The organism is Pseudomonas sp. BJa5 (assembly GCF_030272875.2).
In the GTDB taxonomy this organism is placed as follows: Bacteria; Pseudomonadota; Gammaproteobacteria; order Pseudomonadales; family Pseudomonadaceae; genus Aquipseudomonas.
In genome coordinates, this window is record NZ_JALRNG020000003.1 from 70,708 (window position 1) to 96,162 (window position 25,455).

The window sequence follows — 25,455 nt, forward strand, 5'->3', positions numbered from 1 at the left end:
GACACACCGCGATCACGGGGCAAGCCCGCTCCTGCACCGGTCAAGCATCAGCTGGAGCGCCGCACCAACCGCAACCCCGCCAGCACCACGGCAAACACCGCAATCGAGGCGCTGTACAACACCAGCGCCGGAATCCCGCACACCAGCGCCAGCACGGCCGTCCGCCAGCCCGCCCGTGCGGGCAGCAGCAGGGCCAGCAGCGCCAGCGCCAAGGCCGTCCAGGCAATCACCCGGAAGTGAATCAGCAGGCCCATGACCGAGCGCGCCTGGCATTGCCAGAGCTGGGCCTGCTCGGCACAGACCCCGACCCACTGGGCATCCTCCATCAGCTCATAGCGCACCCCATAACTGGCCGCCAGCCACAGGGGCAGGAACAGCAACAAGGCGATCAGTGGCAAACGGCGGGACATTGGGGGCTCCGTAATCTTCGAAATCGGCGCCCAGCATAATGGCCCAGGCGCTCTATGCAAGGCAAAAGCGCCAACCTCGGCTACTTTGAACAGAAGATAAATGGAACCAATTGTTGCTGCGTCACAGTCGCAACCGGCAACATTTGGGACGATAAATGCAGGAGCGCCAGGCAACTTTGCCGGGGACCCAAGGGTCCTAGCCTGCGTAATGCACTTTGCTGCTGCTTTTTTGGGGACCCGTCATGCTTCGTTTACTCCGCCTCGCTGCTTTCGCCTGCGGCCTTATTCTGAGTGCGTCCGCGTCGGCGCAGGATGTCGATGCCGCCAGCTACGGCTACCCGCTGACCAACCCGTTCGAGGCGACCATCGCCACCACGCCACCGGAGCTGCGACCGGAGTTGCCCAGCGACGATGACATCACCCAGGCCGACTACAGCCTGAACATACGCCCGGAGCGCGCCTTCACCCTGCCCGACAACTTCTGGGCGGTGAAGCGACTCAAGTACCGCCTGGCGCGCCAGGACCACGAGGCGCCGCTGATCTTCCTCATTGCCGGTACCGGCGCGCCCTACTCCAGCAGCATCAACGAATACCTGAAAAAGCTCTTCTACAAGGCCGGCTACCATGTGGTGCAGCTGTCCTCGCCGACCAGCTTCGATTTCATGACCTCGGCTTCGCGCTACGCCACCCCCGGCGTCAGCCGCGATGACGCCGAAGACCTGTACCGGGTCATGCAAGGCGTGCGCGCCCAGCACCCGCACCTGGCGGTCAGCGAGTTCTACCTCAGCGGCTACAGCCTCGGCGCCCTGGACGCCGCGTTCGTCAGCCACCTGGACGAAACCCGGCGCAGCTTCAACTTCAAGCGCGTGCTGCTGCTCAACCCGCCGGTCAACCTCTACACCTCGGTCACCAACCTGGACAAGCTGGTGCAGACCGAGGTCAAGGGCGTCAACAACAGCACCACCTTCTACGAGCTGGTGCTGAACAAACTGACCCGCTACTTCCAGCAAAAAGGCTACATCGACCTCAACGACGCCCTGCTCTATGACTTCCAGGAGTCACGCCAGCACCTGAGCAACGAGCAGATGGCCATGCTCATCGGCACCTCGTTCCGCTTCTCCGCCGCCGATATTGCCTTCACCTCCGACCTGATCAACCGCCGCGGGCTGATTACCCCGCCCAAATACCCGATCACCGAGAGCAGCAGCCTCACGCCGTTCTTCAAACGTGCCCTGCAGTGCGACTTCGACTGCTACCTGACCGAACAGGTCATCCCCATGTGGCGGGCCCGCACCGACGGCGGCAGCCTGCTGCAACTGGTCGACCAGGTCAGCCTCTATGCCCTCAAGGACTACCTGCAGCAAAGCACCAAGATCGCCGTGATGACCAACGCCGACGACGTTATCCTCGGCCCGGGCGACCTGGGCTTTTTGCGCAGTGCCTTTGGCGATCGCCTGACCCTGTACCCCCACGGCGGCCATTGCGGCAACCTCAACTACCGCGTCAACAGCGACGCCATGCTGGAGTTTTTCCGTGGTTAAACCTCTTCTGTTTGCTTCTGCGTTACTGGCCTGCGGCCTGGCCCAGGCGGACGAGACCGCACCACGTGCCAGTGTGATCGACACCGACGGCTTCGCCGAACCCCTCAAGGAACTCAAGTTCAATCCGGGCCTCGACCAGCGCGAATTCGAGCGCTCGACCCTGGCCGCGCTCAACGTCTATGACCCATTCGAGGCGATGAACCGCAGGCTCTACCACTTCAACTACCGTTTCGACCAGTGGGTGGCGTTGCCGGTGGTCAGCGGCTACCGCTATATCACCCCGGAGTTCGTGCGCTCCGGCGTCAGCAACTTCTTCAGCAACCTGGGCGATGTGCCCAACCTGCTCAACAGCCTGCTGCAGTTCAAGGGCAAGCGCTCGATGGAGATCACCGCGCGCCTGCTGCTCAACACCACCATCGGTGTCGCCGGCCTGTGGGACCCGGCCACCAGAATGGGGCTGCCGCACCAGAGTGAAGACTTCGGCCAGACCCTGGGTTTTTATGGCGTGCCTGACGGGCCTTACCTGATGCTGCCATTCCTGGGCCCGTCGAACCTGCGCGACACCGGCGGCCTGGCGGTGGACTTCGTCGCCGAGAACCAGATCAACTTCCTCAATGTTGCAGAAGTCAGCGAAAATCATCCGGAGGTGGTAGTCCTGCGCGCCATCGACAAGCGCTACACCACCAAACTCCGTTATGGCCAGCTGAACTCGCCGTTCGAGTACGAGAAAGTGCGCTACGTCTACACCTCGGCGCGCCAGCTTCAGATCGCCGAGTGATCCATGGCCGCTGCCCCTGGCAGCGGTTACAGGCCGAGAAAGTTGCCCAGCTCCCTGCGCTTGGCCAGGGCGTCACGCCGCCCCAGCTCGATCAGCTCGCTGCAATACCCGGCCTCGAACAGCAGGTAGCTGAGCACCCCCGCACCGCTGGTCTTGGTCGCCCCCGGCCCGCGCAGGAACAGGCGCAAGGCGGCCGGCAGCTCGCGGCGATGACGGGCGGCGATTTCATCCAGCGGCTGGCTTGGCGCGACCACCAGCACCTCCACCGGCGCCAGTCCCAGGCGTCGACGCTCCAGGTGCTCGGGCATCAGGTGGCTCAGGTGATTGAGACGCTGCAACAGCTCGATGTCATCTTCCAGGCTGTCGATGAAGGTACTGTTGAGCATGTGTCCGCCGATCTGCGCCAGGCTCGGTTGTTGCCCGCTGAAAATACGTGGCCGCGGCTGCTCCGCAGTTGGACGATGGGGGTTGCCGCTGACTCCGACCACCAGCACCCGGCTGGCCCCCAGGTGCAGGGCCGGACTGATCGGGGCCGACTGGCGCACCGCGCCGTCGCCGAAATACTCCTCGCCCAGCTTGACCGGCGCGAACAGCAGGGGAATCGCCGAGCTGGCCAACAGGTGCTCGACCGTCAGGCGCGTGGGCAGGCCGATGCGCCGGTGGCGTAGCCAGGGATCGATGGCGCCCTTGCCCTGGTAGAAGGTCACCGCCTGGCCGGACTCGTAGCCGAAGGCCGTCACCGCCACTGCGTGCAGGTGCTGCTGTTCGAGGGCATGGCCGATGCCGTTGAGGTCCAGGTTATGGTGCAGCAGCTGGCGCAGCGGCGAGCTGTCGAGCAATGCCACCGGCACCGGTGCGCCGAGCCCCAGCAGGTTGTGGCCGACGAATCGACTGGCCTGGCGTATGACGCCGGGCCAGTCGCTGCGCAGCACCTGGTGGCTGCGAAAGCCTTGCCAGAAGCTCGTCAGGCGGCGGATCGCGTCGGCAAAGTGCAACGCCCCGCTGGCCAGGGTGACGGCGTTGATGGCACCGGCCGAGGTGCCGACGATCACCGGGAAGGGATTGGCCGCCCCTGGCGGCAGCAGGTCGGCGATGCCGGCCAGCACACCGACCTGGTAGGCGGCGCGGGCGCCACCGCCGGAGAGGATCAAACCGGTGATCGGTGCTGTCATGTGGCTTCCCTGGCAGATTTGTGGGGCATTCATCGCGGGGCAAGCCCGCTCCTACAAGTGGGAGCGGGCTTGCCCCGCGATTGCATCAACGCCGTTTTTCGTAGAGCTTCGGCGCCCCCGGCGGTCGCGACTTGAAGCGCCGGTGCGCCCACAGGTACTGCTCGGGGCACTCGCGCAACGACACTTCGATCCACTGGTTGATGCGCAGGCAGTCGGCTTCCTCGGTCTCGCCTGGGAAATCCTCCAGCGGCGGATGGATCACCAGCCGGTAACCGCTGCCATCGGCCAGGCGCTGCTGGGTGAAGGGAATCACCCGGGCCTTGCCCAGGCGGGCGAACTTGGTGGTGGCGGTCACGGTGGCGGCCTGGATGCCGAACAGTGGCACGAACAGGCTCTGCTTGGCGCCGTAGTCCTGGTCGGGTGCGTACCAGATAGCACGGCCGGCGCGCAGCAGCTTGAGCATGCCGCGCACATCCTCGCGCTCCACCGCCAGCGAGTCGAGGTTGTGTCGCTCGCGGCCACGGCGCTGGATGTAGTCGAACAGCGGGTTGCCGTGTTCACGGTACATGCCGTCGATGGTGTGCTCCTGGCCCAGCAAGGCGGCACCAATTTCCAGGGTGGTGAAATGCAGGGCCATGAGGATGGCACCCTGGCCATCACGCTGGGCGGCCTGCAGGTGCTCCAGCCCTTCGATGTGGGCCAGGCGCGCCAAGCGGGCCTTTGGCCACCACCAACTCATGGCCATTTCGAAGAAGGCGATGCCGGTGGAAGCGAAATTTTCCTTGAGCAGACGCTGCCGTTCGACGGACGGTAGTTCCGGGAAGCACAGCTCCAGGTTGCGCGCGGCAATATAGCGGCGCTCACCGGCCACCCGGTACATCAGGGCCCCCAGGACACGGCCGATCACCAGCAAAACCCGGTACGGCAGCTGCACGATCAGCCACAGCAGGCCCAGCCCCAGCCACAGCGGCCAGAAGCGCGGGTGCAGAAAATAACGACGAAATTGCGGGCGATCCATTAACGATTCCGGAAAGACAAGGGCCGGGCATTCTACAACGGTTCGGCACGGGTTGCGGCTAACCGGCGTTCTCGTTATAAGTCTGGGCACTTTTTTCGTAACAAGTCGCCTTATGCAGACCATGAGCCCAACTCAATCGCCAGACTCCGCCCCCGTGTTCCAGCTCAAGGGCAGCATGCTCGCCATTACCGTGCTCGAGCTTGCGCAGAACAACCTTGAAGGCCTCGACCGGCAGTTGGCGGCCAAGGTCGCCCAGGCGCCGAATTTCTTCAGCAACACCCCGCTGGTGCTGGCGCTGGACAAACTCCCGGCCGGCGAAGGCGCGGTCGACCTGCCCGGGCTGATGCGCATCTGCCGTCACCACGGCCTGCGCACCCTGGCCATTCGCGCCAGCCGCATCGAGGACATTGCCGCCGCCATCGCCATCGACCTGCCGGTGCTGCCACCGTCCGGCGCCCGCGAGCGGCCGGTGGAGCCTGAACCGGAAGTCAGGAAAGCCGAACCTGCCCCGCCGCCACCACCGCCGCCAGCGCCGGAGCCTGCGATCCGGCCGACCAAGATCATCACCTCGCCGGTGCGCGGCGGCCAGCAGATCTACGCCCAGGGCGGCGACCTGGTGGTGACCGGTTCGGTCAGCCCGGGTGCGGAACTTCTCGCCGATGGCAACATCCATGTGTACGGTGCCATGCGCGGACGGGCGCTGGCCGGCATCAAGGGCAACACCCGGGCGCGCATCTTCTGCCAGCAGATGACCGCGGAAATGGTATCCATCGCCGGCCAGTACAAAGTCTGCGAAGACTTGCGCCGCGACCCGCTGTGGGGGGCCGGCGTGCAAGTCAGCCTGTCCGGTGATGTGTTGAACATCACCCGTCTTTAACGGATACTTGCCGCCATTTTCTGCGCAACTTTTTTTGATGTTGCCGTTTTTTGTATTTTTGCGGACACCACGTCCTTTTTCATTAGGGGTGAAACACCTTGGCCAAGATTCTCGTGGTTACATCCGGCAAGGGTGGTGTGGGTAAGACCACCACCAGCGCCGCTATTGGTACCGGCCTCGCTCTGCGCGGCCACAAGACTGTCATCGTCGACTTCGACGTCGGCCTGCGTAACCTCGACCTGATCATGGGCTGCGAACGTCGCGTGGTGTACGACTTCGTCAACGTGGTCAACGGCGAAGCCAACCTGCAGCAGGCCCTGATCAAGGACAAGCGCCTTGAGAACCTGTTCGTGCTGGCCGCCAGCCAGACCCGTGACAAGGACGCCCTGACCCAGGAAGGCGTCGAGAAAGTGCTGATGGAGCTGAAGGAGTCCTTCGACTACGTCATCTGCGACTCGCCGGCCGGTATCGAGAAAGGCGCGCACCTGGCCATGTACTTCGCCGACGAAGCCATCGTCGTGACCAACCCGGAAGTCTCGTCGGTCCGCGACTCCGATCGCATGCTGGGCATCCTGTCGAGCAAATCGCGCCGCTCCGAGAAGGGCGAGGACCCGATCAAGGAACACCTGCTGATCACCCGCTACCACCCCGAGCGCGTCGAAAAGGGCGAAATGCTCAGCATCGCCGACGTCGAAGAGATCCTGGCGATCAAGCTCAAGGGTGTTATTCCCGAGTCCCAGGCCGTGCTCAAGGCTTCGAACCAGGGTATCCCGGTCATCCTCGATGACCAGAGCGATGCCGGCCAGGCGTACAGCGACACCGTCGATCGTCTGCTGGGTAAAGAGAAACCACTGCGTTTCGTCGATGTGCAGAAGCAAGGATTCTTCGCGCGCCTGTTTGGAGGCAAATAAACCATGAACCTTTTTGACTTCTTTCGTGGCAGACAGAAACAGAGCAGCGCGTCGGTAGCGAAAGAGCGTCTACAGATCATCGTGGCGCACGAACGCGGTCAACGCAGCACCCCGGACTACCTGCCAGCCCTGCAGAAGGAACTGGTGGAGGTGATCCGCAAGTACGTCAATATCGGCACCGATGATGTGCAGGTCGCGCTGGAAAACCAGGGCAGCTGCTCGATCCTGGAGCTCAATATCACCCTGCCCGATCGTTGATCGGCGCCTTCGGGTAACCTGCCACGGCGTGTGGGAGTGGCGGTGCGACGACTCGCCTTGCCCCGCGATTGCGATTTGTCTGTCACATCGCATCGCGGGGCAAGCCCGCTCCCACACGCCGTTGGCGTTTGCAGAGAACACGCAATGCCGCTGTCCAATGTTCATATCCTCCATGAGGATGACGCCATCCTGGTGGTCAACAAGCCGACCCTGCTGCTGTCCGTACCGGGCCGGGCCGACGACAACAAGGATTGCCTGATCACCCGCCTGCAGGAAAACGGCTACCCCGATGCCCTGATCGTCCACCGCCTGGACTGGGAGACCTCGGGGATCATCCTGCTGGCCCGTAACGCCGACAGTCACCGCGAACTGTCCCGGCAGTTCCACGACCGCGAGACCGAGAAGGCCTACACCGCCCTGTGCTGGGGCCAGCCGGCGCTGGACAGCGGCAGCATCGACCTGCCCCTGCGCTACGACCCGCCGACCAAGCCACGGCATGTGGTCGACCATGAGCAGGGCAAGCACGCCCTGACCTTCTGGCGCATCCTGGAACGCTGCGGCGACCATTGCCGGGTGGAGCTGACGCCGATTACCGGGCGTTCGCACCAGTTGCGCGTGCACATGCTGTCGATCGGTCATCCGCTGTTGGGCGATCGCCTGTATGCCAACCCTGAAGCACTGGCCGCCCATGAGCGACTGTGCCTGCATGCGAGCATGTTGAGCTTCACCCACCCGGTTTCCGGGGAGCGTTTGCGCTTCGAGTGTCCGGCACCGTTCTGATTGATCGCATCGCGGGGCAAGCCCGCTCCTACACATGTGACCGTAGGAGCGGGCTTGCCCCGCGATAGCCTCACCACAAATCCCTCTTCAAGTACGCTAAACTCGCGCCACTGCTGTCTGGAGTGACCTATGCGCGATGCACTGAACCAAGGCCTGATCGACTTCCTCAAGGCTTCCCCCACGCCGTTCCACGCCACTGCCGCCCTGGCCCAGCGCCTGGAAGCTGCCGGCTACCAGCGCCTTGACGAGCGCGACAGTTGGGCCACCGTGGCCGGTGGGCGCTACTACCTGACCCGCAACGACTCCTCGATCATCGCCTTCAAACTCGGCCGCCATTCGCCGCTGCTCGACGGCATCCGCCTGGTCGGCGCCCACACCGACAGCCCCTGCCTACGGGTCAAGCCGCAGCCGGAGCTGCAGCGCCAGGGCTTCTGGCAACTGGGTGTGGAAGTCTACGGCGGCGCCCTGCTCGCCCCCTGGTTCGACCGCGACCTGTCGCTGGCCGGGCGCGTGACCTTCCGCCGGGATGGCAAGGTCGAAAGCCAGCTGGTCGACTTCAAGCTGCCGATCGCGGTGATCCCGAACCTGGCGATCCACCTCAACCGCACCGCCAACGAAGGCTGGGCGATCAACCCGCAAACCGAGCTGCCGCCGATCCTGGCCCAGGTCGCCGGTGACGAGCGCGTTGATTTCCGCGCCCTGCTCACCGACCAGCTGGCCCGCGAGCACGACCTCAATGCCGACGTGGTGCTGGACTACGAGCTGAGCTTCTACGACACCCAGGGCGCCGCCCTGGTCGGCCTGAACGGCGAGTTCATCGCCGGTGCGCGCCTGGACAACCTGTTGTCCTGCTACGCCGGCCTGCAGGCGCTGCTCACTGCCGATAGCGACGAAACCTGCGTGCTGGTGTGCAACGACCACGAAGAGGTCGGCTCCTGCTCGGCCTGCGGTGCCGACGGCCCGATGCTCGAACAGACCCTGCGCCGCCTGCTGCCCGACGGCGACGATTACGTGCGCACCGTCCAGCGCTCGCTGCTGGTCTCGGCCGACAACGCCCACGGCGTACACCCCAACTATGCCGACAAGCATGACGGCAATCATGGCCCCAAGCTCAACGCCGGGCCGGTGATCAAGGTCAACAACAACCAGCGCTACGCCACCAACAGCGAAACCGCCGGATTCTTCCGCCACCTGTGCATGGCCGAGGAAGTGCCGGTGCAGAGCTTCGTGGTGCGCAGCGACATGGGCTGTGGCTCGACCATCGGCCCGATCACCGCCAGCCACCTGGGCGTGCGTACTGTCGATATCGGCCTGCCGACCTTCGCCATGCACTCGATCCGCGAGCTGTGCGGCAGCCATGACCTGGCGCACCTGGTCAAGGTGTTGACGGCGTTCTATCGCACGCGCGAGCTGCCCTGACACCACATCGCGGGGCCAGCCCCCGCCGACACGAGCGGGCTTGCCCCCCCAATACCCCCGCCCAGACCCCCCACAAACCAGCGCCCGGCCCAAGCCGCTATGGTTGAACCCATCCCTTCAAGCCAAAGGACCGCTGCATGAGTCTGTCAGCCTTTCAATCCCTGTTCCTTCCGGTGATCGCCGGCCTGATCCTGCTGACCGTGGGCTTCAACATGCGTGACCGCAACATCGGCGTGTTCATGATGTGGATCGGCACCCTGGGCATGATCGGCATCATGTGCTGGAAGATCCTCGAGAAACTCAACTGACAAATACACTACACTCCGGCGATTGATCGTTTTGAGGTTGATTGACCGGTGCCTGCCTTCTTCCGCGTTTTAACCCTGCTGCTCGCCTTGTTCATCGTTGCCCCGGCCCACGCCGCCGGCCTGCCGGGCCTGCTCGGCGGCAGCAAGGCCCAACCCGAAGCCACGCAACCGCTCGGCCAGTCGCTGGACGAGGTGATCAAGACCCTGGAAAACGACCAGCAACGCACCAAGCTGCTGGCGGACCTCAAGAAACTGCGCGACAGCACCAAACAGGCGCAGCCCGCCGCAGAACAAGGCGTGCTGGGCCTGATCGGCAGCACCTTCCATGAACTTGAGCAGCAGTTCAGCGGTGATGCCAGCCCGTTCAATCGCTGGACCCGGGAGCTGGAGCTGGCCCAGATCGAACTCCAGGCACGCCTGGTGCCCTTGCAGCAATGGCCGCCTATTCTCTTCGGTTTCGCCACCATCATCGCGGTCTGGAGCCTGCTGGCCTATGCCTTGAACTGGGTCGGCCATCGCGTGCGGCTGCGCTTCGGCCTGACCGAGGAACTGCCACAACACCCGCGCACCTGGGACCTGGTGCGCTTCGCCCTGCGCAAGCTCGGGCCCTGGCTGGTGGCGCTGATCATCACCGTCTACCTGAGCTTCGTCCTGCCCTCGTCGCTGGGCAAGTCGATAGCCATGGTCCTGGCTTATGCACTGGTGGTCGGCACCTGCTTCTCGGCCATCTGCGTCATCGCCTTTTCCCTGCTCGACGGCCCGCACCGCCATCGTGCCCTGTACATCCTTCGCCACCAGGCGTTCCGGCCGTTGTGGCTGATCGGCAGCTTCGCCGCCTTCGGCGAGGCGATGAACGATCCGCGCATGGCCAATGCCCTGGGCGACCACCTGTCCCACAGCCTGGCGACCCTGGCCAATATCCTCGCGGCGCTGTCCACTGCCCTGTTCATCCTGCGCTTTCGGCGGCCTATCGCCCACCTGATCCGCAACCAGCCGCTGTCGCGGCGCCTGACCCGGCGGGCACTGAGCGACACCATCGAGATCCTCGGCACCTTCTGGTACCTGCCGGCGCTGGTATTGGTGGGGATTTCGCTGTTCGCCACCTTCGTTTCCGCCGGCGATACCAGCACCGCCCTGCGCCAGTCGCTGATGTGCACGGTGCTGCTGATCCTGTGCATGGTCATCAACGGCCTGGTCCGCCGCCAGGGGCTCAAGCCACGCCGGGCCAATCGACGCTACGCCGAGTACGGTGAACGGCTGCGCAACTTCGGCTACGCCCTGGTGCACATGGCCATCTGGTTGTTGTTCATCGAACTGGGCCTGCGGGTCTGGGGCTTCTCGCTGATCACCTTCACCGAAGGTGAAGGCCATGATGTGGCGATGCGCCTGTTCGGCCTGGCCGGCACCCTGATTGCCGCCTGGCTGGTGTGGATCCTGGCCGACACCGCCGTGTACCACGCCCTCACCCGTTCGCGCAAAGGCCTGGCCAACACCCGTGCGCAGACCATGATGCCGCTGATCCGCAACGTGCTGTTCGTGGCGATTTTCATCATTGCGCTGATCGTCGCCCTGGCCAACATGGGCATGAACGTCACCCCGCTGCTGGCCGGTGCCGGTGTGATCGGCCTGGCCATCGGCTTCGGCGCCCAGTCGCTGGTGGCCGACCTGATCACCGGCCTGTTCATCATCATCGAAGACTCGCTGGCCATTGACGACTATGTCGATGTCGGCGGCCACCTGGGCACGGTCGAGGGCCTGACCATCCGCACCGTGCGCCTGCGCGATATCGACGGCATCGTCCACACCATCCCGTTCAGCGAGATCAAGAGCATCAAGAACTACTCCCGCGAGTTCGGCTACGCGATCTTCCGCATAGCCATCCCGCACAGCATGAATATCGACCAGGCCATCACCCTGATCCGCGATGTCGCGCAGAAGTTGCGCAACGACCCGTTGATGCGCCGCTTCATCTGGTCGCCGCTGGAATTGCAGGGGGTAGAAAGCTTCGAGTCGGGTTCGGCGATCCTGCGCGCCCGCTTCAAGACCGCACCGATCAGGCAATGGGAAGTGTCGCGAGCCTTCAACCTGGCGCTCAAGCGCCAGCTCGACGAGGCCGGACTGGACCTGGCGACGCCGCGGTTGTCGGTGCAGGTGATCACGGCCGGGGGGGCGAACTCCAGCGAGATGGCTGGCAGTTAGGCCTCATCGCGGGGCAAGCCCGCTCCCACAGGATCATGATCGTCCTGTGGGAGCGGGCTTGCCCCGCGATTAGGCCCCCAACATCACCCCGCCTCGGCGCGGATGCGAATCGCATCATGGCGCCAATACTCAAGGTCACAATCGATCAGCCGGCCCTGCTGGTCGCTGTTGACCCGGGTGATGTGCAGGCCCGGACTGCCCGCTGACACCTTGAGCGCCGTGGCCGCCGCCACCGGCAAGGCGGTCGGCAGGATTTCGAAACGCACCCTGCCGTAAGCGATGCCATAGTGGCGGGCATAGAGTTCGGTCAGCGACTGACTGAGGTCGTGTTCAAGAATGCCCGGAAAATACTCGGGGTTGAGGTAGTGCTCGGCATACAGCACCGCCCGGCCATCGATCCGCCGCAGGCGACAGATCTGGATCACACTCGACAGCGGCGCCAGCTGCAGCCGCGCGCACACCGCCGCAGTTGCCGGCTGCAAGCGCGCCGACAGCAGCTCGGTGTGCGCCTCGCGCCCCTGTTCACGCACCATGGCATGGAAGTGGCTGCGCTCGTTGAGGTCATAGGTCAACCGTTCGGGCGCGACGAACCAGCCCCGACGCTCCTCCCGATAGATCAGGCCACGCGCCTCCAGTTGCACCAGCGCCTCACGCAAGGTGATACGCGTGGTGTCGAACACCTCGCTCAACTTGCGTTCGGCCGGCAGCTTGCAGCCGGGCGACAGGAGGCCATGCTCGATCTGCTCCTGCAGGGCATGACAGATAGCTGTTACTGCGCGGGGTGGCAGTGCTTGCATCAAAGGTTACCTATCTGGACTAGTCCAGCACCGGTAGCGCGCACAAATTCGCGCCTCAGGGCCATGAGAATAGTGCAAGCCTAGGCACTGCAGATGAACCTCAGATGACAGCGACTCTGGTCTACGCTTGGTTTTCAAGGGTGGCAACCGGGGCTGGCCCCTGGCCTGGACATCAAACTGTCATGCAACAGGCCTACCTTGGCTCGGGTATTGCTGACCTAGACCAACCGAATCGCAACAACGTCCAACACACCATTCGCGTTTTGCAAGGCACCCACCAAGGAGCTTCGGATGAAACAGCTTTTTCTGGCCTCACTGCTCGGCTCGACCATTGCACTGTGTACCACGGCCATGGCCGCCGGCACCGACCTCAAGGCCCTGGAGGACGCCGCCCGCAAGGAAGGCGCCGTCAACAGCGTGGGCATGCCCGATGCCTGGGCCAACTGGAAAGGCACCTGGGAAGACCTGGCCAAGAAGTACGGCCTCAAGCACATGGACACCGACATGAGTTCGGCCCAGGAAGTGGCCAAGTTCGACGCCGAGAAAGACAACGCCAGCGCCGACATCGGTGACGTCGGCGCCGCCTTCGGCCCGATTGCCGTGGCCAAGGGCGTGACCCAGCCGTACAAGCCGAGCACCTGGGACCAGGTCCCAGCGTGGGCCAAGGACCAGGACGGCCACTGGGCCCTGGCCTATACCGGCACCATCGCCTTCATCATCAACAAGCAGTTGGTCAAGGAAGCGGATATCCCGAAATCCTGGCATGACCTGGAAAAAGGCAAGTACAAGGTCGCCATCGGCGACGTCGGTACCGCCGCCCAGGCCGCCAACGGCGTACTGGCCGCCGCCATTGCCTACAAGGGCGACGAGAAGAACATCGAACCGGGCCTGCAGCTATTTACCAAGCTGGCCCAGCAGAAGCGCCTGTCGCTGGCCAACCCGACCATCCAGACCCTGGAAAAGGGTGAGATCGAAGTCGGCGTGGTCTGGGACTTCAACGGTCTGGGCTACCGCCAGCAGATCGACCCGAGTCGCTTTGAAGTGCTGATTCCCTCCGACGGCACGGTGATTTCCGGCTACACCACCATCATCAACAAATACGCCAAGAACCCCAACGCCGCCAAGCTGACCCGCGAGTACATCTTCAGCGACGCCGGGCAGACCAACCTGGCCCTGGGCCACGCCCGGCCGATCCGCGCCGAGCACCTGAAACTGCCGGCCGACGTGCAGGCCAAGCTGCTGCCCAACGAGCAGTACAAGGCCGCACAGCCGATCAAGGACGCCGCCGCCTGGGAAGCGACCTCCAAGGCACTGCCGCAGAAGTGGCAGGAGCAAGTGATCATCGAGATGGAGTAAGCCCTATCGCGGGGCAAGTCGAGTCGTCGCACCGCCGCTCCCACAGGTAAATTATGATCCTGTGGGAGCGGCGGTGCGACGACTCGACTTGCCCCGCGATGCGCTCACCGCGAAACCGGAGTAGTAACCATGAACCACAACGTCATCCTGGTCCTGCTCGATGGTCTCAACCACCAGGTCGCGCACCACGCCATGGGCCACCTGCATGCCTATGTCGAGGCCGACCGCGCCGCCCTGTACCGGATCGAGTGCGAACTGCCGTCGCTGTCGCGGCCGCTGTACGAATGCATCCTCACCGGCGTCGCCCCCATCGACAGTGGCATCGTCCACAACAACGTCACCCGCCTGTCCACCGAGCGCAGCGTGTTCCACTACGCCCGCGAAGCCGGCCTGGGCACCGCGGCGGCGGCCTATCACTGGATCAGCGAGCTGTACAACCGCTCGCCCTTCGACCCGCTGCGCGACCGCCACACCCATGCACCCAAGCTGCCGATCCAGCATGGCCTGTTCTATTACGCCGATCACTACCCCGACTCGCACCTGTTCGCCGATGCCGAGTACCTGCGCCGTCGCCATGCGCCGAACTTCCTCCTGGTGCATCCGATGAACATCGATGACGCCGGCCACCGCCATGGCCTGGACAGCAGCCAGTACCGCAACAGCGCCCGCAGCGCCGACATTCTCCTGGCCGACTACCTGCGCACCTGGCTCGACGAGGGCTACCAGGTACTGGTGACCGCCGACCACGGCATGAACAACGACCGCTCGCACAACGGCCTGCTGGCCGAGGAACGCGAAGTGCCGCTGTTCGTCTTCGGCGACGCCTTCAGCCTCGACCCTGCGGCCAAGCCGTTGCAGACCGAACTGTGCGGTACTATCTGCGAGCTGCTCGGCGTGCCCCACGACAAACCGGTGTGCCGGGAGCTGCTCAAGTGAATTCAATCAAACGCAGCCGCGCGCTGGCGTCGCTGTGCCTGCTGCCCTTTGCCCTGTTCTTCATCATTTTCCAGATCGCCCCGCTGGCCTGGGTCGCCCTCCACAGCCTGCAGGCCGAAAGCGGCTGGGGCCTGGCCAACTTCAGCAAGGTGATCAGCTCCAAGTTCTATCGCCAGGCGATCCAGCACAGCCTGGAGATCAGCTTCTGGTCGAGCCTGTTCGGCATCCTCATCGCCATCCTCGGCAGCTATTCGCTGCGCAAGGTCGACTCGCGCCTGCGCGATTTCGTCAACGCCTTCGCCAACATGACCAGCAACTTCGCCGGGGTGCCACTGGCCTTTGCCTTCATCATCCTGCTCGGCTTCAACGGCGCGCTGACCCTGCTGCTGAAACAGGCCGGCATCATCGAGGACTTCAACCTCTACTCGAAAACCGGCCTGATCATTCTCTACACCTACTTCCAGATCCCCCTGGGCGTGCTGCTGCTCTACCCGGCCTTCGATGCCCTGCGCGAAGACTGGCGCGAGTCGGCCGAACTGCTCGGCGCCAATGCATGGCAATACTGGCGGCACATCGGCCTGCCGGTGATGACCCCGGCCCTGTTGGGCACCTTCGTGATTCTCCTGGCCAACGCCCTGGGCGCCTATGCCACGGTCTATGCGCTGACCACCGGCAACTTCAACGTGCTGCCGATCCGCATCGCCGCGCTGGTGGCCGGGGACATTTCCCTGGACCCGAACCTGGCCAGTGCCCTGGCGATGATCCTGGTAGGCCTGATGACCCTGGTGACCTGCATCCATCAATGGCTGTTGAAGAGGAGCTACCATGTCGCGCGCTGAAACAGGCCCGAGCCGCCTCTACCACCGCTTGGTGGTCTATCTGCTGTTCCTGATCCTGCTGCTGCCGCTGGCCGGCACCCTGCTCTACTCGCTGGCCACCAGCTGGTCGGCGAGCCTGCTGCCCAGCGGCCTGACCTTCAAGTGGTACCTGGCGCTGTGGAGCGATCCGCGCTTCCTCGCCGCCTTCGGCCAGTCGCTTTTGGTCTGCGTCGGTGCCCTGCTGCTGTCGGTGCTGCTGATCCTGCCGTTGCTGTTCGTGGTCCACTACCACTTCCCACGGCTCGATGCGCTGATGAACATCCTCATCCTGCTGCCCTTCGCGGTGCCGCCGGTGGTGTCCTCGGTGGGCCTGCTGCAACTGTATGGCTCGGGGCCCATGGCCATGGTCGGCACGCCGTGGATCCTGATCGGCTGCTACTTCACCGTGGCCCTGCCGTTCATGTACCGGGCCATCACCAACAACCTGCAGGCGATCAACCTGCGCGACCTGATGGACGCCGCCCAGCTGCTGGGCGCCAGTACCTTCCAGGCCGCGTTCCTGGTGGTGCTGCCGAACCTGCGCAAGGGCCTGCTGGTGGCCTTGCTGCTGTCGTTCTCGTTCCTGTTCGGCGAGTTCGTTTTCGCCAACCTGCTGGTGGGCACCCGCTACGAGACCCTGCAGGTGTACCTGAACAACATGCGCAACAGCAGCGGCCACTTCAACAGTGCCCTGGTGATTTCCTATTTCCTCTTCGTGCTGGTGCTGACCTGGGCAGCCAACCGCCTGAACAAGGACAAGTCCTGATATGAGTTTTGTCAGCGTACAGAATCTGCAGAAAAGCTATGGCGGCAGCCCGGTGTTCAATGACATCAACTGCCAGATCCAGCGCGGCGAGTTCGTCACCCTGCTCGGCCCCTCCGGCTGCGGCAAATCCACCCTGCTGCGCTGCATCGCCGGCCTGACCGCGGTCGACAGCGGCAAGATCCTCCTGGACGGCACCGACCTGGTACCCCTGAGCCCGCAAAAACGCGGGATCGGCATGGTGTTCCAGAGCTATGCGCTGTTCCCCAACATGACCGTGGAACAGAACGTCGCTTTCGGCCTGCGCATGCAGAAGGTCAATGCCGACGACAGCCGCAGCCGGGTGCGCGACGTGCTGCAACTGGTCGAACTGCAGGATTTTGCCGGCCGTTACCCGCACCAGTTGTCCGGCGGCCAGTGCCAGCGCGTGGCCCTGGCCCGCTCGCTGGTCACCCGGCCGCGCCTGCTGCTGCTCGACGAGCCGCTGTCGGCGCTGGATGCGCGGATCCGCAAGCACCTGCGCGAACAGATCCGCCAGATCCAGCGCGAGCTGGGCCTGACCACCATCTTCGTCACCCACGACCAGGAAGAGGCGCTGACCATGTCCGACCGCATCTTCCTGATGAACCAGGGCCGCATCGTCCAGAGCGGCGACGCCGAAACCCTCTACACCGCGCCGGTGGACGTGTTCGCCGCCGGCTTCATCGGCAACTACAACCTGCTCGACGCCGACAGCGCCAGCCGCCTGCTGCAGCGCCCGGTGCACAGCCGCCTGGCGATCCGCCCGGAAGCCATTGCCCTGAGCCTTAGCGGCGAGCTCGACGGCCTGGTGCGCAGCCACAGCCTGCTGGGCAACGTGATCCGCTACCGGGTCGAGGCCCGCGGGGTAGAATTGCTGGTCGACGTGCTCAACCGCTCGTCTGCCGATCTGCACGCCGATGGCCAGCGGGTATCCTTGACCATCGATCCCACCGCCCTCTGCGAAGTCGCCTGAGGGCTGCACAGGAGTTTTACTGAACATGGCACTAGCGATTTTCGATCTGGACGAGACCCTGATCCATGGTGACTGCGCTTCGCTGTGGAGCGAGCAGATGGCCCGCCTGGGGTGGGTCGATGGTGAATCCTTCATGCGCCGCGACAAGGAGTTGATGGACGCCTACGGCAGGGGCCACCTGGCGATGGAGGACTACATGGCCTTCAGCCTGGAGCCGCTGATTGGCCGAACCCCGGAGGAAGTCGATCACTTGGTCGGCCCTTGGGTTGAAGACTTCATCGAACCGATTATCTTCAGTGACGCAACCAGAACCATTGCAGCCCACCGTAAAGCCGGTGACCGGATTCTGGTGATATCAGCCTCCGGCACCCACCTGGTTCGGCCGATTGCCGAACGCCTGGGTATAGACGAGATTCTCGGCATTGAACTGGACCTGGAGCACGGTGTTTATAACGGCAAAACAAAGGGCGTACTGACCTACCGCGAAGGCAAGATTACCCGCCTGCTGGATTGGCTGGACCAGGAAGAAGAGAACCTCGAAGGCGCGAGCTTCTATTCCGACTCGCGCAATGACCTGCCGCTATTGTTGAAGGTGGATTTCCCGCATGTGGTCAATCCGGATCCGGTGCTGCGTGAGCAGGCCGAGGAAAAAGGCTGGCCAATCCACGCCTGGAGCTGAGGGCCTCATCGCGGGGCAAGCCCGCTCCTACAAGGCGTGTAGGAGCGGGCTTGCCCCGCGATCAGCGGCCTACACCAGGCTCTCGTCGATCACCAGCACCAGCTTGCCCGACACCTGGTTGCTCGCCAGCTCGGCAAACGCCGCCTCGGCATCCTTGATCGGATAAGCCTTGGCCAACTGCGGCTTGAGCCGGCCTTCAGCGAACAGCGGCCACACCTGCTGCCCCAGGTCGCTGAGCAGATCGGCCTTGAACTGATCGTCACGGGTACGCAGGGTCGAGCCGACCACCTGCACCCGCTTGACCAGCAACTGGGCCAGGTCCAGCTCGGCCTTGCGCCCGCCCATCAGGCCGATGATCACCCAGCGCCCGTCCCGCGCCAGCAATTTGAGGTTGAGCTCGGCGTAACTGGCCCCGACCGGATCGAGGATCACATCGAACGGGCCGAAATCGTTCAAGCCATTGATGTCGTCACCCCGCACCACCCCACCCGTGGCGCCGAGGCTCTCGCAGTAGGCCAGACGCTCGCTGGAGCCGACACTGACCCAGCACGGGCTGCCAAAAGCCTTGCACAGCTGGATCGCCGCCGAACCCACGCCGCTGGCGCCGGCATGCAGCAACACTTTCTCGCCGGGCTTGAGGCCCGCCAGCTGGAACACATTGAGCCAGGCCGTGGCGTACACTTCGGGGATCGCCGCCGCTTCCTGCAGGCTCAAGCCTTCAGGCACCGGCAGCACATGACGGCCATCGACCACCACTTCTTCGGCCATGCCGCCACCGGCCAGCAGCGCGCAGACCCGGTCGCCCACCTGCCAGGACGATCCCGGGCCCACTTCGCTGATCACCCCGGCGCACTCAAGGCCGAGGAATTCACTGGCCCCCGGCGGCGGTGGATAAAGCCCGGCGCGCTGCAGCAGGTCGGCACGATTGAGGCCGGCAGCGGCCACTCGAATACGTACTTGACCGATATCGCAAGCAGGACTTGTCGTCGCAACCCACTCCACATGTCCGTCAACGCCTTGCAATGCCTTCACAGTGCCTCCATAGTTGAGTCATGACTGGGCCCGGGGGCTGAAGCCCCGGGCTTTCTGCATTATGCGTCCGGTTCTCATGGAACCGGCGAATTCAAAGACGGCCTACTATGCGTGATCAATTGTCCCTACGTCGATTCAGCATGAAGCATTTTCTGCCAAGCACCACCCTAGCCCTGTTGATCGGCCTGGGCAGTCTGCCGCTGGCGGGCAATGCATGGGCCAGCAACAGCTGGGACAAACTCCAGCCAGGGCGCGACGAAGTGGTCGCCAGCCTCAATGTGGTCGAGTTGCTCAAGCGCCACCACTACAGCAAGCCGCCGCTCAACGATGCGCGCTCCGTCATTATCTACGACAGCTACCTGAAGCTGCTCGATCCGGCCCGCAGCTACTTCCTGGCCAGCGACATCGCCGAATTCGACAAGTGGAAGACCCAGTTCGACGACTTCCTCAAGAGCGGCAACCTCGACCCCGGTTTCACCATCTACAAGCGCTACCTGGACCGGGTCAAATCGCGCCTGGACTTCGCCCTGGCCGAGCTGAACAAGGGCGTCGAGAACTTCGACTTCACCACCAAGGAAACCCTGCTGGTCGACCGCAAGGACGCCCCGTGGCTGAAGAACCAGGCCGAACTCGACGACCTGTGGCGCAAACGGGTCAAGGACGAAGTGCTGCGCCTGAAGATCGCCGGCAAGGAGAACAAGGCCATCCAGGAGCTGCTGACCAAGCGCTACAAGAACCAGCTGACGCGCCTGGACCAGACCCGTGCCGAGGATATCTTCCAGGCCTACATCAACACCTTCGCCCAGTCCTACGATCCGCACACCAACTACCTGTCGCCGGACAACGCGGAAAACTTCGATATCAACATGAGCCTGTCGCTCGAAGGTATCGGCGCCGTGCTGCAAAGCGACAACGACCAGGTCAAGATCGTGCGCCTGGTACCGGCCGGCCCGGCCGCCAAGACCAAGCAAGTGGCGCCTGCCGACAAGATCATCGGCGTGGCCCAGGGCGACAAGGAAATGGTCGACGTGATCGGCTGGCGCCTGGACGAAGTGGTCAAGCTGATCCGCGGGCCGAAAGGCTCGGTGGTGCGCCTGGAAGTCATCCCGGCCAGCAATGCGCCGAACGACCAGACCAGCAAGATCGTGCCGATCACCCGCGAGGCGGTGAAGCTTGAAGAGCAGGCGGCGAAAAAATCGGTGCTCAAACTCAAGCAGGATGGCCGCGACTACAAGCTCGGCATCATCGAGATCCCGGCCTTCTACCTGGACTTCAAGGCCTTCCGTGCCGGCGATCCGGAGTACAAGAGCACCACCCGTGACGTGAAGAAGCTGCTCACCGAACTGCAGAAGGAAAAAGTCGACGGCGTGGTCATCGACCTGCGCAACAACGGCGGCGGTTCCCTGCAGGAAGCCACCGAGCTGACCAGCCTGTTCATCGACAAGGGCCCGACGGTGCTGGTACGCAACAGCGACGGCCGCGTCGATGTGCTCGAAGACGAGAACAACGGCGCCTTCTACAAGGGCCCGCTGGCCCTGGTGGTCAACCGCCTGTCGGCCTCGGCCTCGGAGATCTTCGCCGGCGCCATGCAGGACTACCACCGCGCGCTGATCCTCGGCGGCCAGACCTTCGGCAAGGGCACCGTGCAGACCATCCAGCCGCTCAACCATGGCGAGCTGAAACTGACCCTGGCCAAGTTCTACCGGGTTTCCGGGCAGAGCACCCAGCACCAGGGCGTGCTGCCGGACATCGACTACCCGTCGATCATCGACACCAAGGAAATCGGCGAGAGCGCCCTGCCCGAGGCCATGCCGTGGGACACCATCCGCCCGGCGATCCGGCCTGCGGTCGACCCGTTCAAGCCGTTCCTGGCCCAGCTCAAGGCCCGTCACGACAGCCGCACGGCCAAGGATCCGGAGTTCGTCTACATCCGCGACCGCCTGGCGCTGACCCAGAAGCTGATGAACGAGAAGACCGTCAGCCTCAACGAAGCCGAACGCCGTGCCCAGCATGCCGATATCGAAAGCAAGCAGCTGGCGCTGGAGAACACCCGGCGCAAGGCCAAGGGCGAGGAGCCGCTCAAGGAGCTGAAGAAAGAAGACGAAGACGCCCTGCCGATCGAGCCGGACGATACCAAGCCGGAAGACGACGCCTACCTGTCGGAGTCCGGGCGTATCCTGCTCGACTACCTGGGGCTGAACTCGGCGGTGGCGAAAAACAACCGCTGAAAGTGATGGCAAGATAATGTGACTGTGCCGCTATTGCGTCATCAAACAGTCACGATTCTGTCGTGAAATAAGGGACTGAGCGCCGCTGGCCTCAGTCCCTTTTTTTTCAAGGCAGTGCCACCATGACCGTGACCGAACAGCTCAGTGCGTTGAGCGCCATCCTTGCTCAAAGCAGTTTGCACAGTCTGTTCCAGCCCATTGTCTGCCTCTCCGAGCGGCGCATCCTCGGCTACGAAGCCTTGAGCCGCGGGCCCTCCAACAGCCCGCTGCATTCGCCGCTGAACCTGTTCTCTGTGGCCCGCCACGCCGGGCGCCTGACCGAACTGGAAGTGGCCTGCCGGGAAAGCGCGTGCCGGCGCTTCAGCCAGCAACGACTGGACGGCAAACTGTTTCTCAACGTCTCCCCCGAGTCCCTGCTCGAACCCCAGTACCAGTCCGGGCGCACCCTGAAGATGCTCCACGACCTGGGGCTGTCGCCCGACCGGGTGGTGATCGAGTTGACCGAACAGACCCCGACAGACGATTTCCAGCTGTTGTTCAATGCCCTGCACCATTACCGCGACATGGGCTTTTCCATTGCCCTGGACGACCTGGGCGCCGGTTATTCGAGCCTGCGGCTGTGGTCGGAACTGCGCCCGGACTACGTCAAGATCGACCGTCACTTCATCGACGGCATCCACCTGGATGCGGTCAAGCGCGAGTTCGTCGGCTCGATCCTGCAGATCGCCCGGGCGTCGAGGGCCCAGGTGATCGCCGAAGGCATCGAACTGGCCGAGGAACTGGAGGTACTGACCGACATGGGCGTCGACCTGGTCCAGGGTTACCTGCTCGGCCGCCCCCAGGAACAGCCGTGCCGGGATGTCCAGCAGATGCTCGGCCAGCCACCCCGCGAGGTCCAGGTGTTGAACGAGGACAGCGGCAACCTCGCCGCCCTGCTCAACGAACAACCCGCGGTGAACCGGGACACGCCGACGGCGCAGGTGCTGGAGCTGTTCCGCCGCCAGGCCAACCTCAACTCCCTGGCGGTGCTCAACGAGCGTCGCCAGCCGTGCGGCATCGTCCACCGCCACTCGCTGTCCGATGCCCTGCTCAAACCCTTCGCCACCGACCTGTTCGCGCGCAAGCCGATCAGCCGGCTGATGAGCGATGACTTTCTCGCCGTGGAGCTGGTGCAGTCGCTGCAGCAGGTCAGCCGCCTGCTCACCAGCCGCGCCCGCCAGCGCATCGAGGAAGATTTCATCATCACCCACAATGGCCGCTACCTGGGCCTGGGCCGGGTGATCGACGTGCTCAAGCTGATCACCGAACAGAAGATCCAGCAGGCGCGCTATGCCAACCCCCTGACCCTGCTGCCCGGCAACGTGCCGATCCAGCAATGCCTGACCCGGCTGCTGCACCAGCAGCGCCCGGCGGCAATCTGTTATGTGGATATCGACAGTTTCAAGCCGTTCAATGACCTCTATGGCTACGCCCGTGGCGACGAGGTGTTGCTGTGCCTGGCCCAGTGCCTGAATGAACGGGTCGATCCCCATCATGACTTCGTCGGCCATATCGGCGGTGACGACTTCATGCTGGTGCTCGGTTCCGGGGATTGGGAACAGCGCTTGCAGCGGCTGCTGGAGGACTTTGCGCGGCAATGCCAGCGCTTCTACCGCGCCGAACACTTGCAGGCCGGCTGCTTTATCGCGTCCAACCGCCAAGGGCTGCGGCAGACGTTCGCCTTGCTGTCACTGTCGATCGGTGTGGTGCTGCTGCACCCGCACGCCTGCGCCGAACTGGATGCCGGACAACTGGCGGAACTGGCCTCCCAGGCCAAGCACCGGGCCAAGGACATACCCGGGCAGAGTATCTACCGGATCGACACCCACCCGGCGGCTCAGGCCTCTTCGGGGTAGCTGTACTCGAACACCCGGACCACTTCGGAGGCGTGCCAGGACGCGGCGGCCATGCCGTCCGACGGCCCGGAAAAACGCCCCAGGCGCTCCACGCACTCGAAGAAACCGGTACGCGGCAGGCGGCTGGCGCCCTGGCTGATCACCAACGAGCTGCGCAGCGGCTGCTCGGCCCGGGCATCCAGCGCGGCCAGATGCTCGAGGGCGGCAGTCAGGGTCTGCATGGCGGGGCTGGGCAATTGCAGGCGTTCGAGCAGGGCACGGTAGGTCAACAGGTGGCGTTGGCGGCGAGCCAGGTCCAGCTCGCCGAGCAGACCGTCCCAGTGCTGGCGGCTGATCCGCACGCTACTCACGACGGCTCGCTCCAGCCGGCCACGCCCAGCTCCCAGGCCAGGCTGCGACGGATCGCGTTATCCGGCTGACGCTCGCCACTTTCGATCAGGGCCAGGTACACCGGGCTGATACCGACGCTGCGTGCCAATTGCTCCGGCGCCAGGCCCTTGCTTTCACGCAAACGCGCCAGCTCGCTGAAACTCGGCAGGCTGGCGCTTGCGCTGGGTGATGGGGTGGAACTGGTGTTTTCAACGGCAACCGGCTCGCTCTGGCCCGCTGCTTTCAGTAGTGCCTGGTACTGATCCCAGGGTACAACCGCATACTCGGGTTGACCGTCCCGGCTTATGACCTGAATTCCCATACAACCCCCTTGTAGGATTACGGCATGTAATCCGTAGGCATAACCCTTATGCCAATTATATAACCAGCCAGCCGGGGTGTGCAGGGGGCGCGCGCCAATCAGCTTTTTTCATGTTCCAGGTGCAGGGCTTGGGGGGTGTCGGGCAGGCGTTCGACCACCCGCAGCTTTTCCGGTGCCTGGCGCTTGCGCCAGGCGCTGAAGGCTGCCAGCTCATCGGAAACAGCCTTGAGCACCCAGGCCAGCACGGCGATGTCATCGAGCAGGCCGACACCCAGCAACCAGTCGGGAATCGCATCCAGGGGGCTGACGAAGTACAGCAGCCCGGCTACCACCGTCACCAGCGCCCTGGGGCTGATGGCGCGGTACTCGCCACGCCACCAGGCCAGGCACAGGGCCTGCATCAGGCGCACGTCCTCGCGCAGCTTGCCGAGCCGTGGCCCTTTGCGCGCCACGGCGAAAATCAGCGCCGGCAGTCGGCCACGGCTGAGCAAACGCTCGGCCAGGGGCAGGAAACGGGCGAAACTCCACGGTGCTTTCATACAGCCTCCCGCTAGTTACCAAGGAAAGGTTATCCACAATTATTGTGGATAACCTTGTGAACAGAGCCCCTTCGCGGGCTCGCGGCGCCCGCCCGGCAAGGGTCGCGCTCAAATCGGGCGTTTTTTACACACCTGTTTCAATTGCCGCAAACGTTTTGCCTATCCTGCACCATTTCCTGTTCGACCGCAGTTTTTCAGACGCTTGCAGCGGCGCAGGGTTCACCTCCAAGCCAGAAACGACAACGCCCCGTCGGGACGGGGCGTTGGCAATACAGCGTGCGGCTTACTCGGCTGCGGTGTCGGCGTCGGCGTCGGCCTTGGCCTGATCCTTGATACCCAGCAGTTCCAGCTCGAACACCAGGACCGAGTTGGCCGGAATCATCGGGCTCGGGCTTTGTGCGCCGTAGGCCAGGTCGGACGGGATGTACAGCTTGTACTTCTCGCCGACGTGCATCAGTTGCAGGCCTTCGACCCAACCCGGGATCACGCCGCTGACCGGCAGGTCGATCGGGCTGCCACGCTCCACCGAGCTGTCGAAGACCTTGCCATCGATCAGCTTGCCTTCGTAGTGGACGGTGACCACGTCATCCGGCTTTGGCTGGGCGCCGTCGGCCTTCTTGATCACTTCGTACTGCAGGCCCGAAGCGGTGGTGACGACACCGGCCTTCTTGCCGTTTTCTTCGAGGAACTTCTTGCCGGCAGCGGCCGACTCTTCGCTCATCTTGGCCAGGCGCTCTTCTGCACGCTTCTGCAGGGCAGCAAAGGCTTCGACCAGTTCCTCGTCCTTGATCTTCTGTTCTTTCTTGCCGACAGCATCTTCGATGCCTTGAGCAACAGCTTTCGAATCAAGGTCGTCCATGCCTTCCTGAGCCAGGCTCTTGCCCATGTTCAGGCCAATACCGTAGGAGGCTTTCTGTGCCGGCGTCTTGAGCTCGACGCTGGTCTGCGAATCGCAACCCGCCAGGACCAGACCAACCAGGGCAACCGCAGCCGCCAACCGATGCTGTTTCATGCTAT

General features: G+C 63.8%; 26 protein-coding genes. 17 read left to right on the forward strand and 9 right to left on the reverse strand.

All coding sequences use genetic code 11. From position 1 onward, the window contains the following. Positions 1–47: 47 nt before the first annotated feature. On the reverse strand, positions 48–410 hold the full coding sequence (locus tag M2D63_RS02555) for a hypothetical protein (protein WP_285861214.1): 363 nt from the start codon (positions 408–410) through the stop codon (positions 48–50). Between the two features lie 242 nt (positions 411–652). On the opposite strand from M2D63_RS02555, the gene M2D63_RS02560 reads away from it, so the two are divergent. Together M2D63_RS02560 and M2D63_RS02565 are read left to right on the forward strand one after the other, a co-directional pair. Then, positions 653–1,951, forward strand: coding sequence for a serine/threonine protein kinase (locus tag M2D63_RS02560; protein ID WP_285861215.1), 1,299 nt, complete (start codon positions 653–655; stop codon positions 1,949–1,951). Next, positions 1,944–2,729: a VacJ family lipoprotein gene (locus M2D63_RS02565; protein WP_285861216.1), complete on the forward strand. Its 786-nt coding sequence runs from the start codon at positions 1,944–1,946 to the stop codon at positions 2,727–2,729. The genes M2D63_RS02560 and M2D63_RS02565 overlap by 8 nt, the downstream gene beginning before the upstream one ends. A 26-nt stretch (positions 2,730–2,755) precedes the next feature. On the opposite strand, the gene M2D63_RS02570 is transcribed toward M2D63_RS02565, so the two are convergent. Beyond that, positions 2,756–3,901 (reverse strand): patatin-like phospholipase family protein, encoded by a 1,146-nt coding sequence (locus M2D63_RS02570; protein WP_285861217.1) that lies wholly within the window; start codon positions 3,899–3,901, stop codon positions 2,756–2,758. 85 nt (positions 3,902–3,986) lie between these two features. Then, complete coding sequence (locus tag M2D63_RS02575) at positions 3,987–4,919, reverse strand: lipid A biosynthesis lauroyl acyltransferase (protein ID WP_285861218.1); 933 nt, start codon at positions 4,917–4,919, stop codon at positions 3,987–3,989. Positions 4,920–5,031: 112 nt separating this feature from the next. Between M2D63_RS02575 and minC the strand changes: the two genes are divergently transcribed. The 7 genes from minC to M2D63_RS02610 all read left to right on the forward strand — a co-directional run bounded on the left by minC (position 5,032) and on the right by M2D63_RS02610 (position 11,671). Beyond that, complete coding sequence (gene minC, locus M2D63_RS02580) at positions 5,032–5,796, forward strand: septum site-determining protein MinC (protein WP_285861219.1); 765 nt, start codon at positions 5,032–5,034, stop codon at positions 5,794–5,796. A gap of 98 nt (positions 5,797–5,894) precedes the next feature. Next, positions 5,895–6,707, forward strand: coding sequence for a septum site-determining protein MinD (gene minD, locus M2D63_RS02585; protein WP_285861220.1), 813 nt, complete (start codon positions 5,895–5,897; stop codon positions 6,705–6,707). 3 nt (positions 6,708–6,710) lie between these two features. Beyond that, complete coding sequence (gene minE / locus M2D63_RS02590; RefSeq protein WP_285861221.1) at positions 6,711–6,965, forward strand: cell division topological specificity factor MinE; 255 nt, start codon at positions 6,711–6,713, stop codon at positions 6,963–6,965. 144 nt (positions 6,966–7,109) lie between these two features. Continuing rightward, entirely contained in the window at positions 7,110–7,745 is a 636-nt protein-coding gene (locus M2D63_RS02595; protein WP_285861222.1) for an RluA family pseudouridine synthase, read from the forward strand. Positions 7,746–7,874: 129 nt separating this feature from the next. Further along, on the forward strand, positions 7,875–9,164 hold the full coding sequence (locus M2D63_RS02600) for a M18 family aminopeptidase (protein ID WP_285861223.1): 1,290 nt from the start codon (positions 7,875–7,877) through the stop codon (positions 9,162–9,164). A 137-nt stretch (positions 9,165–9,301) separates the two neighbouring features. Further along, entirely contained in the window at positions 9,302–9,472 is a 171-nt protein-coding gene (locus M2D63_RS02605) for a hypothetical protein (RefSeq protein ID WP_285861325.1), read from the forward strand. Positions 9,473–9,520: 48 nt separating this feature from the next. Continuing rightward, complete coding sequence (locus tag M2D63_RS02610) at positions 9,521–11,671, forward strand: mechanosensitive ion channel family protein (protein WP_285861224.1); 2,151 nt, start codon at positions 9,521–9,523, stop codon at positions 11,669–11,671. Positions 11,672–11,754: 83 nt separating this feature from the next. On the opposite strand, the gene phnR is transcribed toward M2D63_RS02610, so the two are convergent. Continuing rightward, complete coding sequence (gene phnR / locus M2D63_RS02615) at positions 11,755–12,468, reverse strand: phosphonate utilization transcriptional regulator PhnR (protein WP_285861225.1); 714 nt, start codon at positions 12,466–12,468, stop codon at positions 11,755–11,757. A 291-nt stretch (positions 12,469–12,759) separates the two neighbouring features. Between phnR and M2D63_RS02620 the strand changes: the two genes are divergently transcribed. The 6 genes from M2D63_RS02620 to M2D63_RS02645 all read left to right on the forward strand — a co-directional run bounded on the left by M2D63_RS02620 (position 12,760) and on the right by M2D63_RS02645 (position 18,053). Next, a complete protein-coding gene (locus tag M2D63_RS02620; protein ID WP_285861226.1) occupies positions 12,760–13,824 on the forward strand; it encodes an ABC transporter substrate-binding protein in 1,065 nt (354 codons plus the stop codon). 129 nt (positions 13,825–13,953) lie between these two features. Next, positions 13,954–14,760 carry an alkaline phosphatase family protein gene (locus M2D63_RS02625; protein WP_285861227.1) on the forward strand — a complete coding sequence of 269 codons (807 nt, stop codon included), beginning with the start codon at positions 13,954–13,956 and terminating at the stop codon, positions 14,758–14,760. Between the two features lie 5 nt (positions 14,761–14,765). Further along, positions 14,766–15,599 (forward strand): ABC transporter permease subunit, encoded by an 834-nt coding sequence (locus M2D63_RS02630; protein ID WP_285861322.1) that lies wholly within the window; start codon positions 14,766–14,768, stop codon positions 15,597–15,599. Further along, positions 15,586–16,383, forward strand: coding sequence for an ABC transporter permease (locus M2D63_RS02635; RefSeq protein ID WP_285861228.1), 798 nt, complete (start codon positions 15,586–15,588; stop codon positions 16,381–16,383). The genes M2D63_RS02630 and M2D63_RS02635 overlap by 14 nt, the downstream gene beginning before the upstream one ends. Position 16,384: 1 nt before the next feature. After that, positions 16,385–17,374, forward strand: coding sequence for an ABC transporter ATP-binding protein (locus tag M2D63_RS02640; protein ID WP_285861229.1), 990 nt, complete (start codon positions 16,385–16,387; stop codon positions 17,372–17,374). Between the two features lie 25 nt (positions 17,375–17,399). Further along, positions 17,400–18,053: an HAD family phosphatase gene (locus M2D63_RS02645; protein WP_285861230.1), complete on the forward strand. Its 654-nt coding sequence runs from the start codon at positions 17,400–17,402 to the stop codon at positions 18,051–18,053. Positions 18,054–18,122: 69 nt separating this feature from the next. Here the strand turns inward: M2D63_RS02645 and M2D63_RS02650 are convergent, their stop codons facing one another. Continuing rightward, entirely contained in the window at positions 18,123–19,085 is a 963-nt protein-coding gene (locus M2D63_RS02650; protein WP_285861231.1) for an NAD(P)H-quinone oxidoreductase, read from the reverse strand. A gap of 140 nt (positions 19,086–19,225) precedes the next feature. On the opposite strand from M2D63_RS02650, the gene M2D63_RS02655 reads away from it, so the two are divergent. Continuing rightward, positions 19,226–21,313 carry a carboxy terminal-processing peptidase gene (locus M2D63_RS02655; protein ID WP_285861232.1) on the forward strand — a complete coding sequence of 696 codons (2,088 nt, stop codon included), beginning with the start codon at positions 19,226–19,228 and terminating at the stop codon, positions 21,311–21,313. Positions 21,314–21,435: 122 nt separating this feature from the next. Then, positions 21,436–23,208 (forward strand): bifunctional diguanylate cyclase/phosphodiesterase, encoded by a 1,773-nt coding sequence (locus M2D63_RS02660; RefSeq protein WP_285861233.1) that lies wholly within the window; start codon positions 21,436–21,438, stop codon positions 23,206–23,208. Here M2D63_RS02660 and M2D63_RS02665 read toward each other — a convergent pair. From M2D63_RS02665 to M2D63_RS02680, 4 genes are all read right to left on the reverse strand, one after another. Continuing rightward, positions 23,190–23,558: a hypothetical protein gene (locus M2D63_RS02665; RefSeq protein ID WP_028943624.1), complete on the reverse strand. Its 369-nt coding sequence runs from the start codon at positions 23,556–23,558 to the stop codon at positions 23,190–23,192. The two genes, M2D63_RS02660 and M2D63_RS02665, sit on opposite strands and share 19 nt — an antisense overlap. Next, the gene (locus tag M2D63_RS02670; protein ID WP_285861234.1) at positions 23,555–23,899 is read right to left on the reverse strand and encodes a helix-turn-helix transcriptional regulator; all 345 of its coding nucleotides are present in this window, start codon (positions 23,897–23,899) and stop codon (positions 23,555–23,557) included. The genes M2D63_RS02665 and M2D63_RS02670 overlap by 4 nt, the downstream gene beginning before the upstream one ends. Positions 23,900–23,997: 98 nt before the next feature. Further along, positions 23,998–24,438 (reverse strand): YkvA family protein, encoded by a 441-nt coding sequence (locus M2D63_RS02675; RefSeq protein WP_285861235.1) that lies wholly within the window; start codon positions 24,436–24,438, stop codon positions 23,998–24,000. Positions 24,439–24,721: 283 nt separating this feature from the next. Further along, complete coding sequence (locus M2D63_RS02680; RefSeq protein ID WP_285861236.1) at positions 24,722–25,450, reverse strand: FKBP-type peptidyl-prolyl cis-trans isomerase; 729 nt, start codon at positions 25,448–25,450, stop codon at positions 24,722–24,724. Positions 25,451–25,455 lie beyond the last annotated feature (5 nt).